The sequence below is a fragment of the Mesorhizobium sp. WSM4820 genome (assembly GCF_055811075.1).
In genome coordinates, this window is sequence record NZ_JBVVQN010000002.1 from 99,486 (window position 1) to 115,216 (window position 15,731).

The 15,731-nt window shown below is 63.3% G+C and carries 12 protein-coding genes and 1 pseudogene; 10 read left to right on the forward strand and 3 right to left on the reverse strand.

The features are described 5' to 3' along the window. Window positions 1-9 precede the first annotated feature (9 nt). From AC0L2R_RS03875 to AC0L2R_RS03900, 6 genes and pseudogenes are all read left to right on the forward strand, one after another. Window positions 10-804 carry a transporter substrate-binding domain-containing protein gene (locus AC0L2R_RS03875; RefSeq protein ID WP_128168366.1) on the forward strand — a complete coding sequence of 265 codons (795 nt, stop codon included), beginning with the start codon at window positions 10-12 and terminating at the stop codon, window positions 802-804. Between the two features lie 216 nt (window positions 805-1,020). Beyond that, window positions 1,021-1,687: pseudogene (locus tag AC0L2R_RS03880) on the forward strand (ABC transporter permease). Then, window positions 1,687-2,496: an ABC transporter permease gene (locus AC0L2R_RS03885; RefSeq protein ID WP_473507787.1), complete on the forward strand. Its 810-nt coding sequence runs from the start codon at window positions 1,687-1,689 to the stop codon at window positions 2,494-2,496. The pseudogene AC0L2R_RS03880 and the gene AC0L2R_RS03885 overlap by 1 nt, the downstream one beginning before the upstream one ends. A 165-nt stretch (window positions 2,497-2,661) precedes the next feature. Further along, window positions 2,662-3,663: an Ldh family oxidoreductase gene (locus tag AC0L2R_RS03890; RefSeq protein ID WP_473495400.1), complete on the forward strand. Its 1,002-nt coding sequence runs from the start codon at window positions 2,662-2,664 to the stop codon at window positions 3,661-3,663. A gap of 233 nt (window positions 3,664-3,896) precedes the next feature. After that, window positions 3,897-4,349: a DoxX family protein gene (locus AC0L2R_RS03895; protein WP_023796785.1), complete on the forward strand. Its 453-nt coding sequence runs from the start codon at window positions 3,897-3,899 to the stop codon at window positions 4,347-4,349. A gap of 117 nt (window positions 4,350-4,466) precedes the next feature. Next, complete coding sequence (locus AC0L2R_RS03900; RefSeq protein WP_473507788.1) at window positions 4,467-5,441, forward strand: complex I NDUFA9 subunit family protein; 975 nt, start codon at window positions 4,467-4,469, stop codon at window positions 5,439-5,441. 13 nt (window positions 5,442-5,454) lie between these two features. Here the strand turns inward: AC0L2R_RS03900 and AC0L2R_RS03905 are convergent, their stop codons facing one another. Then, entirely contained in the window at window positions 5,455-6,825 is a 1,371-nt protein-coding gene (locus tag AC0L2R_RS03905; protein WP_128172918.1) for a cytochrome P450, read from the reverse strand. A gap of 346 nt (window positions 6,826-7,171) precedes the next feature. Here AC0L2R_RS03905 and gyrB point away from each other — a divergent pair, with 346 nt between their 5' ends. Beyond that, window positions 7,172-9,643 (forward strand): DNA topoisomerase (ATP-hydrolyzing) subunit B, encoded by a 2,472-nt coding sequence (gene gyrB, locus AC0L2R_RS03910; protein WP_091592734.1) that lies wholly within the window; start codon window positions 7,172-7,174, stop codon window positions 9,641-9,643. Between the two features lie 245 nt (window positions 9,644-9,888). After that, on the forward strand, window positions 9,889-10,806 hold the full coding sequence (locus tag AC0L2R_RS03915) for a hypothetical protein (protein ID WP_287329539.1): 918 nt from the start codon (window positions 9,889-9,891) through the stop codon (window positions 10,804-10,806). Window positions 10,807-11,118: 312 nt separating this feature from the next. Here AC0L2R_RS03915 and AC0L2R_RS03920 read toward each other — a convergent pair whose 3' ends face one another. Then, entirely contained in the window at window positions 11,119-12,774 is a 1,656-nt protein-coding gene (locus AC0L2R_RS03920; protein ID WP_473507789.1) for a DUF4166 domain-containing protein, read from the reverse strand. A gap of 20 nt (window positions 12,775-12,794) precedes the next feature. Beyond that, the gene (locus AC0L2R_RS03925) at window positions 12,795-14,354 is read right to left on the reverse strand and encodes a hypothetical protein (RefSeq protein ID WP_473507790.1); all 1,560 of its coding nucleotides are present in this window, start codon (window positions 14,352-14,354) and stop codon (window positions 12,795-12,797) included. Window positions 14,355-14,704: 350 nt separating this feature from the next. On the opposite strand from AC0L2R_RS03925, the gene AC0L2R_RS03930 reads away from it, so the two are divergent. Both AC0L2R_RS03930 and AC0L2R_RS03935 read left to right on the forward strand, forming a co-directional pair. Then, complete coding sequence (locus AC0L2R_RS03930) at window positions 14,705-15,283, forward strand: biotin transporter BioY (RefSeq protein WP_473507791.1); 579 nt, start codon at window positions 14,705-14,707, stop codon at window positions 15,281-15,283. Further along, a complete protein-coding gene (locus AC0L2R_RS03935) occupies window positions 15,280-15,699 on the forward strand; it encodes a DUF1284 domain-containing protein (RefSeq protein WP_473507792.1) in 420 nt (139 codons plus the stop codon). Before AC0L2R_RS03930 ends, AC0L2R_RS03935 begins: the two co-directional genes overlap by 4 nt. Window positions 15,700-15,731 lie beyond the last annotated feature (32 nt).

The following is a 15,731-nucleotide window of genomic DNA, read 5'->3' on the forward strand; positions in this document are numbered from 1 at the left end:
GTTTTTGGCATGAAGACCGTTCTGAAAACATTTGCCGCAGCACTTCTGCTCGGCGTCGCCGCGATGAGCATGGCAAAGGCCGAGCCGGTCAAGATCGGCGTCGCTGCCGAACCCTATCCGCCGTTCACCTCGCCGGATGCTTCCGGCAAATGGGTTGGCTGGGAGATCGAATTCATCGACGCGGTCTGCGCCGAGCAGAAACTCGATTGCGTCATCACCCCCGTCGCCTGGGACGGAATCATCCCGGCGCTGACGACCAAGAAGATCGACGTCATCGCCAGTTCCATGTCGATCACCGACGAGCGCAAGAAGACGATCGACTTCTCCGACAAATATTACAACACCCCGACAGCCATCATCGGACCGAAGGACCAGAAGTTCGGCGCTACCCCGGAAGATCTCAAGGGCAAGATCATCGGCGTGCAAGTTTCGACCGTGCATGCCGACTACGTCAAGAAGCACTTCACCGAAGCCGCGGAAATCAAGGAATATCAGACCCAGGACGAAGCCAATCAGGATCTTGCGGCCGGCCGTGTCGATGCCGTGCAGGCCGATTCCATCGCGCTCGATGCCTTCCTGAAATCGGATCAGGGCAAGCAATGCTGCGATCTCAAGGGCACGGTCGCGCCGGATCTGGCGATCCTCGGGCCCGGCGTCGGCGCCGGTGTCCGCAAGGAGGACACCGAGTTGAAGGAGAAGATCAACGCCGGCATCAAGGCGATCCGCGCCAACGGCAAATATGACGAGATTTCGAAGAAATACTTCGATTTCGACATCTATGGCGCCGACCCACAGTCGAATTGACGGCGTGCATCCCCGAGCGAACAACCACGCGGCGCAGCCAGCGCGCCGTGTGGCTTCGTCGAACTCTACCTATGCAAGCTTTCCGCTGACGGCATCGCCGGTGGTTTTGGCGCCAGCAATTCGGGGGCGACGCTGATCGACGCATTTCTTCCGGCCTCTGTGGCCCGCATCATCGAACTGCTTTCGCCGACGCCACCCGGTTGGGGCGGAACGCTTCTGGTCGGACTGCTTCCACTCGGTCGAGATCGCTGCCGGTGCGTTCGGTCTCGGCCTCGTCATCGGCATTTGCGGTGCGTATGGCAAGCTCTATGGCGGGCCTGTGGTGCGCGATCTGCTGGGAGTCTATACGACGATCGTCCGCGCCGTGCCGGAGCTAGTGCTGATCCTGCTGCTCTATTATGCCGGCACCGATTTGATCAACCAGTTGCTGACGGCAATGGGATATCAGCGCATCGATATCAGCGGGCTGGTGGCCGGCATTGCCGTGCTCGGCTTCGTCCAGGGCGCATATTCGACCGAGGTGATGCGCGGCGCGATCCTTGCCATCCCGCAGGGACAGATCGAAGCCGCGCGCGCCTATGGCATGTCTCCCGGCCTGCTGCTGCGACGCATCACGCTGCCGGCGATGCTGCCTTTCGCCATACCGGGCCTTGCCAATCTCTGGCTGATCGCCACCAAGGACACCGCCCTGCTGGCGGTCGTCGGCTTCTTCGAACTGACATTGGCGACGCGGCAAGCAGCGGGCGTAACCAAAGCCTATCTTACCTTCTTCCTCGCCGCGGGCGTGATCTATCTTCTGTTGACGCTGGTCTCCAATCTAATCATCGGCCGCATCGAGGTCTGGGCTCGGCGCGGCATGCCCTCGCTCAAGGAGGCGCGTTGATGGCTGTCGAAACGACCATCGTCAACGTAGCCGCCCGCACGTCGCTGTGGTTGCAGCCGCACCGCATCGTGCTGATTGTGACTGGACTGGCGCTGGTTCTCGCGGCCGCTTTTTTCATGCGCTGGGACTGGCTGCCGCAATATTACGAAATGGCGCTTGTCGGCCTCTGGCGTACGCTCTGGATCCTCGCCGTCACCTGCACACTGGGCTTCCTGCTCGCCGTGCCGCTCGGATTGGCGCAGGCTGCCGGCCCGTTCTGGCTCGCGGCGCCTGCAAAGGCCTTCTGCACCGTCATCAGGGGAACGCCACTGCTGCTGCAGCTCTGGCTGCTCTACTATGGGCTCGGCTCGCTGTTTCCACAGTACCCATGGGTACGCGAGTCCTGGATGTGGCCGTATCTCAGGCAAGCATGGCCCTATGGCGTCCTGGCGCTGACCTTGTCCTTCGCCGGTTACGAGGGGGAAGTCATGCGGGGTGCCTTCGCCGGCGTGCCGAAAGGACAGTTGGAAGCGGCGCGCGCCTTCGGCATGAGCCGCTGGAAGATCCTGCGGCGGATCTGGCTGCCACAAGCCTTCTACCGGGCGCTGCCGACGCTGACCGGCGAAACCGTGCTGCAACTGAAATCGACGCCGCTGGTGGCGACCATCAGCGTGATCGACATATTCGCCGTCTCGTCAAAGGTTCGGCAGAGCACTTTCCTCACCTATGAACCCTTGCTGCTCCTGGCGTTGATCTATATGGCGATCACCGGCATCCTGGTCTTCGCCCTCGGCAAGATCGAGGCGCGGATCCCGAACAAGATTGGCTGATAGGGGAGTAGGGGAGTAGGGGAGTAGGGGAGTAGGGGAGTAGGGGAGTAGGGTCAGCCACTATTCACATACACATTTCCATCCTATTCGCATTCACTGCTCACTATTCCCCTATTCCCCTATTCCCCTATTCCCTTACTCCCCTACTCCCCTAGGACCGCTACGATGCAACTCAGTCTCGACCAGGCGACAGGGCTGTGCCGGATGGCGGCGCTCGGCGCCGGCGCCAATGAGGAAGCGGCGCAGTCGCTTGCAGCCTCCGTGGTGGCGGCCGAGGCAGAAGGTCTGTCGACGGTCGGACTGTCGCATTTCATCGACTATCTCGAGGCGCTGGAGGCCGGCCGCATCGATGGCAAGGCCGAGCCGGTCATCACCAGGCCGGCTTTGGCGATCTATCTCTCCGACGCGCGCGGCGGTCTGGCGCATACCGGCTTCGACCGCACCATCGACGATCTCGCCAAGGCGGCGCGCCTGTTCGGCGTTGCCATCTTTTCGCAGAAGAACGCCTATACATGCGGCGCGCTCGGCTATTTCACAGGACGGCTGGCCGCGCAGGGGCTGGTGTCCTTCGCCGCGACCAATGGACCGGCCGTGCTTGCCGGCTCCGGCTCGGTCAAGCCGGTCTATTGCACCAACCCGATGTCCTTCGCTGCGCCCGCCGCCGACGGTGCGCCGCTGGTGATCGACCAGTCGTCGAGCGCCACCGCCTTTGTCAACATCCGCAAGGCGGCTGACGACGGCAAGAGAATTCCAGAAGGCTGGGCACTGGACGCGAGCGGCAACCCGACCACCGATCCGGCCGCCGCCATGAAAGGCGCGATGCTTGCATTCGGCGGCCAGCGTGGCGCCAACATCGCGCTGATGGTCGAAGTGCTGGCGGCGGGCCTGTCGGGCGCCAATTGGTCGCTCGATGCGCCGTGGTTCACCGACGGACCGGACAGTCCCGGAACCGGCCTCTTCGTGCTGGCCGTCGAGCCCAAGCTGCTCGATCCAAATTTCGAGAAGCGCATGAAAGATCAACTCGACCGGTTGCGCCGCCGCTACGGCGTGCATGTCCCCGGCCGTGCCCGGGCCGAAGCGGCGGAGAAGGCAGCGGCACGGGGCATAACGGCTCCGAAAGCCGTGGTGCAGCGCATCTCCGAATTCGCCGCCCGGTATTCTTCCTGAAGACGTCCACACCTTCGGATAGTTGATCGCGCGACAGCGGGCGTACTTGCCGGTTACGCCCAGGCTGCCTCGTCGAACCACGTTTCGGAAACAGCCGGAAACCCTCGCGTCGGCTGGGTTTTTCCGGGCCCTCCGCATCTGACCCGTAACATGCATTTCCCGGTCAACTTTTGTTCATTTGACTTTGACTGGGGTGGCGGCTGTTTGCGCGGAGCAGCAAAAGAGGAACCCTAATGGCCGCAAGCACCCACAATCCCAGCACCAATCTTGTCGTTCCGGCCCTTGGCAGCCTCTATGCGGCGCTGAACACCACCTCTGAAACCATCCTGCGCGCCGTGGCCGGCATCTTCCTCACCATCCACGGCTCTGGCAAGATCATCGACCCGCTCGGCGCCGCTGAGATGGTCGAAGGCCTCGGCTTCTATCCTGGCGCGTTCTGGTCGGTGCTGCTGGCCTGCACCGAGTTCTTCGGCGGCATTTTCATCGCCATCGGTCTCTTGACCCGCCCGGCCGCCTTCGCCGGAATGTTCGTGCTCCTAGTCACCGTCTGGTTCCACTGGGTCACCCTGGGAGAGGGCTTTTCGGGTGCCGAAAAATCGCTGCTGTGGGCGGCGATCCTGTTCTTCTTCGTCATCCGCGGCGGCAACCGCCAATCGGTCGACGCGCGCATCGGCAGGGCGTTCTGAACCGGCCGACACCGCGGCAAACGGCGACAAAGGATCGCCCTTTGCCTTCGGCGCGAAACGGATTATGAACGGCTTCAGCCAAGCCCAGCAGATCTGGAAAGCGCGCCGGAGCCAGCCATGACCGAAATCCTGCAGACCCCAAAGCTCGTCGTCGTGTTCGGCGGCTCCGGCTTTGTCGGCCGCCATGTGGTGCGGGCGCTGGCCCGGCGTGGCTATCGCATCAGGGTCGCCTGCCGCCGGCCCGATCTCGCCGGCCATCTGCAACCGCTTGGCAATGTCGGCCAGATCCAGCCGGTGCAGGCCAATATTCGCGTGCGCTGGTCGGTCGACCGCGCCGTGCAGGGCGCCGACCATGTCGTCAATTTGGTAGCCATCCTGCATGAGAGCGGCCGGCAGAAGTTCACGCCCGTCCACGAGTTCGGCGCACGCGCGGTCGCCGAAGCGGCGCGCGCCGTCGGCGCCGGGCTCACCCATATCTCGGCGCTGGGCACCGATCTGAACGCGCAATCCGAGTATGCGCGCACCAAGGCGCTCGGTGAAAAAGCGGTCCTGGAGACGATCGAGGATGCGGTCATCTTGCGGCCCTCGATCAATTTCGGCCCCGAGGACAGCTTCTTCAACCGCTTCGCCAGCATGGCGCGCTATTCGCCGGTCCTGCCTCTGATCGGCGGCGGGCGGACCAAATTCCAGCCGGTCTATGTCGGCGATGTCGCCGAAGCGGTGGCGCGCTCGGTCGACGGCAAAGTCCAGGGTGGCCGGATCTACGAGCTAGGCGGACCTCAGGTGCTCACCTTCAAGCAATGCATGCAGGAAATGCTTGCCATGATCGACCGCAAGCGGTTGCTGGTGTCGGTGCCGTGGTGGGTGGCGAACATGCAGGCTTCGATCCTCGGGCTTTTGCCCAATCCGTTGCTGACCAAGGATCAGGTCCTGCAGTTGCGCGGAGACAACATCGTCTCGGAAGCGGCCATCAGGGAAAACCGGACGCTCGCCGGTCTCGATATCCAGCCACAGTCGATCGGCAGCATCCTGCCGAGCTATCTCTGGCGCTACCGGCCCGCCGGCCAGTTCCAGCGCAAGACAGCGGAATAGCCGATCAGGCGGCTCAAAGGCGGCGCGTGACCTGCATCGGCAAGCCGCCCTGTGGTTGCGTCGTCAGTTTCTGCACCGGCCACGGTTTGGTTTCGGCAGTGGTATCAAAGCGGAAGCGCGACAGCATGATCGCCAGAGCGATGATCGCCTCCTGCATGGCAAAGCTGGCGCCGATGCAGACGCGAGGACCGGCGCCGAACGGCAAATACTGAAAACGGTCGATCTTCTCGCGATTTCCCGGATGGAAACGTTCGGGCATGAAGGCGTCGGGCCTGTCCCACAACTTGCGATGGCGGTGGACGACCCAGGGCATGACCAGCACCGCGGCACGCCTCGGTATGTAGAGGCCGTTCCAGGTTTCGGGCTCGATCGGCTCGCGGTTGATCGACGGCGCCGGCGGATAGAGCCTGAGCGCCTCGTCGAAGGCGGCGCGGGTGAACGGCATGGCGTCGAGCCACTTTGTCGGGTCGGGCTCGCGCGCCAGCACGGCGTCGATCTCGCGCTCGACCTTTTCGCGCTCCCAAGGCGCTTCGGCCAGGCAATAGAGCGTCCAGCCGAGCGCACGCGCCGTGGTCTCGTGACCGGCGCCGATGAAGGTGATGATGTTGTCCTCGACCTCGGCGCGCGTCAGCCCGTCCGGTCCCTCCGCCTTGAGCAAAAGCGTGAGGAAATCCTGCGGCACCTTGTCCGGATCGTGCTTGACCCGCTCTTCGCGCATCTTGACGGTGTCGGTGACGATCTTGCGGAAGTAGGCCATGGTTTTGCGGCCGCGGATGCGGGTCAGGCGCGGCAGCCAGTCTGGCGCCCGCAACAGGTCGAGCGGATCGACGCGGCCCATGGTTTCGAACAGCCGGTCGATCTCCTTGGCGAAGCTGCCCGGCTCACCCGATATCTCACCGGAAAACAGCGTCTCGGCCAGGATGTCAAAGGTAAGCAGCGTCATGTCGTGGGCGATGTCTGACGTGCCGCCGCCCTCGTAGCGGGTGACGAACTCCCGCGTACGCCTCAGCATCGGCTCGGCAAAACCGAAGATGTGGCGCGGCGTAAACACCGGCGCCATCGCCTTGCGTGAACGCCGCCAGACCTCACCCTCGGCGGTCAGCAGGCCGTCGCGCAGGATCGGCCGCAGGATCATCTGGCGCACCGTCGCCATCTTGTAGTTTTTGGCATTGTCGACCAGCACGTGGCGAATGAGGCCGGGATCGTTGGCGATGACCAGCGGCCCGCCGATGCCGGTCACCGAAATCCAAGGCTGGTTGTAGGTCGGCTCGCCCCACAGTTCGAGCGGATTGCGATAGACGATGCGGATCATCTCCAGCGTCGAAGGCGGCGACGTGCGCGGCTTCGGCGCCGGCGGGACAAAGGGGGCGGGCTGACTGTCCATGGCGTGCTCCGCTGGTGACCTCAATGTAGTGGCTGGCAAGCCAAGCGTCCATGTTGCTGAACGGCAAGGGCGAAGCGCCCGCTCTCCGGAAATGTCACCGGGGCACAGGAGAGTAGATGATCGTCGGGAACAGGTCGGCCCGCTTTTGTGCGGCCGCTCTGTTCCCAAAACCGGTTCCACTTTTGGGTCCGATGCCGTGGCCCGCCAGGCGTGCTCTTCTTCCATTCGGAAATGCTTGCAAACCTTGGAAAAACCGCCTTTTGCACCTATATCTGGGCCATCAAGGACGCGCGATTCGGAGCCGATTTTTTGCGCTGGATGTGCGGCATCAATCAGACAGGTTTTCATGAGCGATCAGATCGACAACGCCAACGGCGCTGAGGCCGAGTACGGCGCCGATTCCATCAAGGTTTTGAAGGGCTTGGACGCCGTCCGCAAGCGGCCCGGCATGTATATCGGCGATACCGACGACGGCTCGGGCCTGCATCACATGGTCTATGAGGTCGTCGACAACGCTATCGACGAGGCGCTGGCCGGCCATGCCGACCTCGTCACGGTGACGCTCAATCCCGACGGTTCGGTGACGGTCATCGACAACGGCCGCGGCATTCCGACCGATATCCACACCGGCGAAGGCATTTCGGCGGCCGAAGTGATCATGACGCAGCTGCATGCCGGCGGCAAGTTCGACCAGAACTCCTACAAGGTGTCTGGTGGCCTCCACGGCGTCGGCGTCTCCGTCGTCAACGCGCTGTCGGCTTGGCTGAAGCTGAAAATCCGCCGCAACGGCCAGATCTACGAGATGAGCTTCTCGCATGGCAATGCCGACGGACCGCTGAGGGTCACCGGCAGCTATGAGCAGCGCAAGGTTGCCGGCACCTATGAGGGGCGCAGCGGCAGCGAGATCACCTTCTTTCCGTCGACCGAGACCTTCACCATGGTCGAGTTCGACTTCGGCACGCTGGAGCACCGGCTGCGCGAACTCGCCTTCCTGAATTCCGGCGTGCGCATCATTTTGACCGATGCCCGCCATGCCGACGTCGTGCGCCATGAACTGCATTATGATGGCGGGCTCGAGGAGTTCGTCAGATATCTCGACCGCGTCAAGAAGCCGCTGATCGACAAGCCGATTGCTATCAAGGCCGAGCGCGACGGTATCACCGTCGAAGTCGCCATGTGGTGGAACGACAGCTACCACGAGAACGTGCTGGCCTTCACCAACAACATTCCGCAGCGCGACGGCGGCACGCATCTTGCCGGTTTCCGCGGCGCGCTGACGCGCCAGATTACCGGCTATGGCGAATCCACGGGCCTCACCAAAAAGGAGAAGGTGGCGCTGATCGGCGACGATTGCCGCGAAGGGCTGACGGCCGTGCTGTCGGTCAAGGTTCCCGACCCGAAATTCTCCTCGCAGACCAAGGACAAGCTGGTCTCGTCCGAAGTCCGTCCGGTGGTGGAAGGGCTCGTCAACGAGGCGCTCGGCACCTGGCTCGAAGAGCACCCGACCGAGGGCAAGGTGGTCATCGAGAAGGTCATCCAGGCGGCAGCGGCGCGCGAAGCCGCGCGCAAGGCGCGCGACATCACCCGCAAGAGCTCGCTCGGCGTCACTTCGCTGCCCGGCAAGCTGGCCGACTGCCAGGAACGCGACCCGGCGAAGTCCGAAATCTTCATCGTCGAGGGCGACAGCGCCGGCGGCTCGGCCAAGGGCGGCCGTTCGCGCCAGAACCAGGCCATTCTTCCGCTGCGCGGCAAGATCCTCAACGTCGAGCGGGCCCGGTTCGACCGTATGCTCGGCTCCGACATGATCGGCACGCTGATCACCGCGCTCGGCACCTCGATCGGCAAGGACGAGTTCAACGCAGACAAATTGCGCTACCACAAGATCATCCTGATGACCGACGCCGACGTCGACGGCGCCCACATCCGCACCTTGCTGCTGACCTTCTTCTTCCGGCAGATGCCGGAGCTGATCGAGCGCGGGCATCTCTACATCGCCCAGCCGCCGCTCTACAAGGTGACCCGCGGCAAGAGCTCGCAATACATCAAGGACGAAAGCGCTTTCGAGGAATTCCTGATCGGCTCAGGGCTGGAAGAGGCGTCGCTTGCGCTCAGCACCGGCGAGGTGCGGGCCGGGCAGGACCTGCGCAGCGCCATCGACGATGCGCTGGCGGTGCGTCAGCTCATCAACGGACTGCACACCCGCTATAACAGGGGCGTGGTCGAGCAGGCGGCGATCGCCGGCGCGCTCAATCCGGACGTCTTCGTCGATCTCGGCCGGGCCAACGCCATGGCCGAGCGTGTCGCCCGGCGCCTCGACATCATCGCCGAGGACACCGAACGCGGCTGGACCGGCCGCATGTCGACCTCAAATGAAGGGGTCGGCGGCTATGTGTTCGAGCGCACTGTGCGCAGCGTCAAGGAGTTCGCGCATCTCGATCTGGCGCTGATCAATTCGGCCGATGCCCGCCAACTCGACCGCTATGCGCCGCGCCTCGCAGAAGTCTATGGCGAGCCGCCGGTGCTGCGCCGCAAGGATGTGTCCGAAACCATCTCGGGACCGCTGGCGCTGCTCAATGCCGTGTTTGCCACCGGCCGCAAGGGCCTGACCATGCAGCGCTACAAGGGCCTCGGCGAAATGAACGCCGAGCAGCTCTGGGAGACCACGCTCGACCCGAATGTGCGCTCGCTTTTACAAGTCAAGGTCAATGACGCCACCGATGCGGACAGTCTGTTCTCGCGGCTGATGGGCGACGAAGTCGAGCCCAGGCGCGAGTTCATCCAGGAAAACGCGCTATCGGTCGCCAACCTGGATATTTAAAGCCCAAGCAGCTGCTCAGCTTCGAACACTTAAGGTATTGGTAGGCCCAGGCCCACCAACGATCCCTGCTGCGTCGCAACAAAGGATCATGAGGGCCGGTCGGAACGGAAGAGCATCCAAGGCATTGTAATCGATCACAATCGCCGCAGGAGGCACTCATGGGACGTGGCATTTTGCTCTGGCTTCTCGGAGTCCCGATTCCGATCATTATTCTCATCATGCTTTTCGCACGTTAGGGGGCTGACATGCAGTCAACCCTAACGGCTGTCGACGTTTCCGCACCGACGGAATCCTCTTCTACCGCTGTCAGCTGGGGGCCAATCGTGGCCGGCGCCTTTGCTGCCTCGACGCTAACATTGATCCTGATGCTGCTCGGCTCCGGGCTCGGGCTGACGATGGTTTCGCCGTGGTCCGGCTTGAGCACCTCAGTCACAACTTTCGCGGCCTCCACGGCTGCGTGGCTGATCATCGTGCAGTGGCTGTCGTCGGCCGTAGGCGGTTATCTTGCCGGGCGCCTACGCACCAAATGGGTCGGCGTCCACACCGATGAGGTCTTTTTCCGCGATACCGCACACGGCTTTCTCGCCTGGGCGCTTGCAACGTTGCTTGTCGCCGGTGTGCTCGGCTCGGCGCTTTCCGCAGCTGTCGGAACCGGCGTCCACGCCGCTTCGACAGTCGCGTCGGGCGCGGCAATGGGCGCTTCGGCAGGTGCTACCGCAAACGCCGGAGGCGCCGCGACCGACAACGCAACGTCGTACTTCGTCGATGCGTTGTTCCGCCCGGCCGATGCGGCCAGGCTTGCTGCCGCCAACCCGGAGAGCGATGCGGCGGCGACGGCGCAGGCCTCGCGCATTTTGATCGCGAGCGCAGCAGCAGGGGAAGTGTCAGCCGACGACAAGACCTATCTGTCGCAGTTGGTAGCCGCCCGCACCGGGCTGTCGGAACCCGATGCCAGGGCCCGTGTCGATGCCGTGCTTGCCAGGGTCGAAGAGGCGAAGGTCCAGGCCCAGCAGGCTGCCGATACCGCCAGGAAAGCCGGTGCCACCTTCGCGCTGCTTGGCGCTCTGTCCCTGGTCGTCGGCGCTTTCATCGCAAGCGCCGCGGCAGCACTTGGGGGCAGGCAGCGCGACGACGAGGAGGCGGTCTTCCTGACCGACCGTTGATCGGTGCTTGAGGGTTCTATCGACGCCGAGACTTTCCCCGGCATCGACCGGTTGTTTTGACGACGTCATCGCCATGAACTGCGCGCTGAATTCGCTCAAACGAGCGTGCCCTATCTTCCGGCAGAAGTCGTCGGTGCCGGCTGGCTTGGCTCCAGTTTGCGGCCGAGATCGACGGCGTCACGCAGCACGTCGATATGCGAGCGCGGCGGGGTGCCGGCGGCAGGCTGCTGGTCCTCCACACCGAATCCAGGATTTTTTTGCCCAGGTGCGGGTGGCACACCGTTACCGTTACCTGTCTTTGGCTCAACCTATTCAGGTTGGGCTGAGCGTCCCCCGATACGCCACGATCAGGCCGATCAACGGCATCGAAATTTCCACATCAAAGCAGAATTGCCCGTCCCGTTCCGTTTCGAAGCTCGAGCCTTTGGGAACGAGGAAGCCGGGCATTGGAATACCCAGCAGCGACCATCGTCTCGGAACCAGGGTCAGACGATCGCCGTCCACCACCAGAGCCAACGCGAAGGACGCGATCCCAAACCGTTCCACCAGAAGATGCTGGTCCCTCCCAGTGCCGGCCGACTGAATCGAAGAAAACCACTTGCCGTCGAAATTACGGATCCAGTGTTCAGAGCGGTTCTCGGGCGAAAAGGTCACCGTGACCGGCACCCGTGGCGCAGCTTTCGGGAAGCCGACAAGCGCCGCCACGAACGCGGCCGCCGGGCGGCGACCGCGTCGTACCTCGGCGAAGCCCGTCCATTGGCGGGTGGCGGTGCTGCCATGCAGATCCTGAAGTCGCGGAGCAAGTGAGGAGAAAGCGGATCCGAGAATCCCGCAGTACAGGGGCGCAACGATCTCGTGTCCCCGAAACCCGGTGAATATCTTCCGGCTTTGGAACAGCGCCTCATAGTCGGCAAGCTCAAGGGCGCGGACCCCGGACCGTGCTCCGGCCTCCGGACGAATGCCCGTCAGCAATTTGCGGATGATCGCTTCGATGGCCATCGATGGAATGTATGGCCCGTCATCCCCTTCGGCCAAAAGATGCCAGCTCCGTTCGGCGTCCTGCCCATCCGTGGTGCCGTACGCGCTGACGAACATACCGCCGCGATGCTCGCCAAAACGCATTCGGTTGAGCACCGCGTAGAAGAGACGCGAGAAAGGTTCCAGCGACGAGAGCCTGAGCCTCGCGCGCGCCTTCGCCAGGAGGTTGAGTGTCCGGTGCAAGATTTCCGGGACTGGCCCGGCTCCCATCCAGATATCGGTCATTGAGGGATGCTCGGGCGGAATGATCTGCAAGTCCGGCACGTCCACCAGCGAGAAACGGATGTTCCGGAGCGGCAGCCGGCCCGGCATCGCGATGGTGAAGCGCATGCTTTCAGCCAGACCGATGCCATGCGATTGCACCCCATGTCGTCGCAGCTTCACCGGAGCGCCGGCATAGCTCACCACCGCACGCATGACGTTGAGGCCGATTCCGGCATAGGGCGAAGGGGCGATGCCGCCTTTCACAGAGACGATGTCCATCGTCTTCGCCATCTCGCGCAGGACGGCGGCGGTCAGTACAGGAAAGCTGCTGATTCCCGATAGAATGAATATGCCTGCGTCCTTTGCTTGCGCGTCGAACTGAGGCACGCCGAACACAAAGTCGGCGGCGTCGGCAAAGTCGAGATAGTCGATGCCAGCGTCGATGCAGGCCGAAATCACACGATAGCGATTGGTCCCATAATCTTGGAACGGCCCGGAGGCGTCGACGACGAGATTGGGCCGTTGCGCGCGCAGGCCGGCCACAATTTCTGCGCGATCAAGCGCAAGCGGCCGAACCCGGGCCTGCCCTCTGTAGCGCGCGCAGAACGCCTCGGCGCGAGAGAAGTCGCGGCCGCAGATGATGAGTTCAATCTCCGCTATGTCGGATAGAAGCTCCGCCAGGCGCCCGCCGAAAACGCCGTATCCGCCCAGGATCAGGATTCTCATGCGTGCTGCGCTCTCTTGGCTCACAGAAGTCTGTCTCCATGTTCCGGCGGTATTGGCATGCTCCGGCGCGCCAATCCGCTTTGTGCTTCGGGTCGCTCCAGTTTGCGGCCGAGATCGACGGCGTCACGCAGCACGCCGATATGCGAGCGCGGCGGGGTGCCGGCGGCTGCCGCGACCTCGACGCCGGTCGCCTTCAGCGACCAGTAGAGCCTGTGGGTGAAGATGCGGCCAAGCGAACTGCGCAGCTCGACCTGAATGTTCTCCACGCCGGGGCCGAAATTTTCCGCCATCGGCCCTGAGATCGGGTCGCCGGTCAGCCAGCCATTGCCCCTGTCGAAGATGTTGGTCCAGCGCGTCGCGGCAAACACCGCACCATGATGCACCGCCCGCTGCGGCTTGCCCGAACGGCTGCGCCCTTCCTGATAGAGGACGGTTCCACCGGCCGCCGTCTCGGCGATCGGCGGACATGCCGAGAACAGCCGCTCAGCGATGCCGCGCCTGAATTCGGCGAGATTGTAGGTCACCAGAAATTCGCTGTGGGTCAGCGGACTGCCGAGCGTGACGAAATCGCTGATCTTCCAAGGCAATGGATGATCGGCGTCGCCGGCGCGGAGGTGGCGGTAGAGCTCCCATTGGGCGCGCCGGAATCCGGCAAAATCATCCAATTTGTCTGGCCACGCAGAACCATCTGACTTGAGCGTAGCTTTGTCGACGGCGCGGATCGCTTTCAGTCTCGCCTTGTCGCGGAGGGCTTCCAGCTTTCGTGGCCTGAAATCGGCCCACAATATCTGCAGCAGATCATAGGCGATGATTGACCCCAGGCTGTGCGAGACCAGCACGATGCGGTCGTAGCCGTCGTCCAGCATGAGGCGCCTCAACAGTGTCAGGCCACGGTCGCGGACAAGCGCGCGCTTCTCGACCGTTGCCGCTTCAGCCCGCACATAGGCGGCCACATCACCGAAATAGGGAAGACCGAACCGGTCCACCGACCAGACGACGAACGAGGCCAGGATCGTGACGAGCATGCCCGTGGTCCAGTAAATATGCCCTCGCAAGGTCGAGGTCGCGAGCACGAACGCCGCGCCCAGGACTGCTATGACGGCCAGAAGGGTGACGACATAGAGCCCGCGGGCGTCGCGCGGAATGTCGGCGGGCTTGCGCCAGAGCAAATTCGTCACCCAGGCGGCAAGCCGGCCCCGCGTCGTGCCTTGCGTGATGTCGGCCCAGTAAAGCTCGTAGAAATCAGTGCGGCGGCCATCGACATCATAAGGGGTGGTGATCCGGCGAAGTTCGTGCGAGTTCGTCCGGCTGTCAGGCGTGATCCAGCTCTGGTTGATCTTCTCGCCGCCTGGGTTGGCCGGATCCGCGACTTGGGCATAAAACGGCGCGCGGGCGGGATCATGGCTCCAAACAGCCTGAACAAATTCCCTCAGCGTGCCCATCGGTCGCTGTTCGCCCATGCCATGCACGATGACCACGGCCTGGCTGAGCTTGCGCGGCGCCTTTCCGGGAGCCGGCGGGTTGGCCTTCGCGGGCGAGCCGGTCTTGGTCGGCGAAGCGACAGGCTGGGGGCCAGACACCGGTGCCTCCGTTGGTGACAAATCCCGTCCATCGGAACAGAACTTGCCCATCGTAGTGCCGAATCCAAAGCAAGTGCAAAAAGCGTCGCAAATATCTGTCGCAAATCGCCGACTTTTTGCGCGTGGGTTTTGCGACAGGAATTTGTTGAAGAGTTCAACGCTGGCGATTTTGTCGCGAAACTTAGGACTGTGACTTCCGGCGCCGTTTGTCGCGCCGCCATGAAGCATCGGCAAGCCGACGTTGCCGACAGCCGCCTGATCCGCTACTCCGTCCTCCCGGGCAGCACGTCGTTCAATCCCGCAAGTCAGGCATAGCGCCTGCTTCACAGCCAGTACGAAAGAGAACACATATGCCTCATAACCCCACCTCCGCCAGCCACGCGGCTTCAAGCGCGCCGCGCATCCGCGACTGGTCGCTGTCCTGGCAGATCGGGGCGGTCGTCGTGGGAACCGTATTTCTGGCGCTGGCGTCTTACATCGAAGTGCCTATGGTTCCGGTGCCCGTGACCATGCAGACCTTTGCGGTCACCCTGATCGGTGCGGTCTACGGCTGGAGACTCGGCGCGGCCACGATCGTTGCATGGTTGGTCGAAGGCGCGATCGGGTTGCCGGTTCTATCTGGGGGCGCTGCCGGTGCGCATCACTTTGTCGGCCCGACCGCCGGATACCTCTTTGCCTTCCCCGTGGTCGGCGCGCTCACCGGATGGCTGGCGGAGCGCGGCTGGAACGGCAACCGCCCCTGGCTGGCGTTCGTCTCCATGCTCCTGGGAAACGCGCTTTGCCTCGTGCTGGGCGCAGCATGGCTTTCCATCGCCATTGGCATCGAACAGGCAATTGTCCACGGCGTCACGCCGTTCCTGATCGGCGGGGCGCTCAAGTCGGCATTGGCCGCGATGACGCTCAAGCTCATGACACGCGCGCAAGAATGACCATCCGGCTGCGGCCGCACCATCTCCTTTGCCTGCTGACTTACGCAGGCAAGGGTTACAGCGCTGCGTTCGTCGCCAATTTCGACGCGATCGCGGCTCGGCTGTCCGCAAGCGAAGACATCCTGATCGTCTCCGGGCCTGACGATATTTGCGCGCCCCTGCTCGGAGAGGCGGAGCCGCACTGTCTTCGCGACAGCGTGACGGAGCGCGATCGTCAGGCGGCGGCCAGCGTTGGCACGCTTCTGGGGTACTCGATTGCCGAGGACATGGAACTTCAGATCCATCCCTCGCTGCTACGAAGTATGCGCGATGCGTTCTCTTCGGGCCGCACCCGGGGTGCTTGCGGCGGGTGCGAATGGTTTGACCTTTGCAGTTCAATCGCCGCTTCAGACTATAGAACGGCGGCGCTCCGGTGAAGGCGACGCTCGCAGCGGGATCTTAGGCGGAA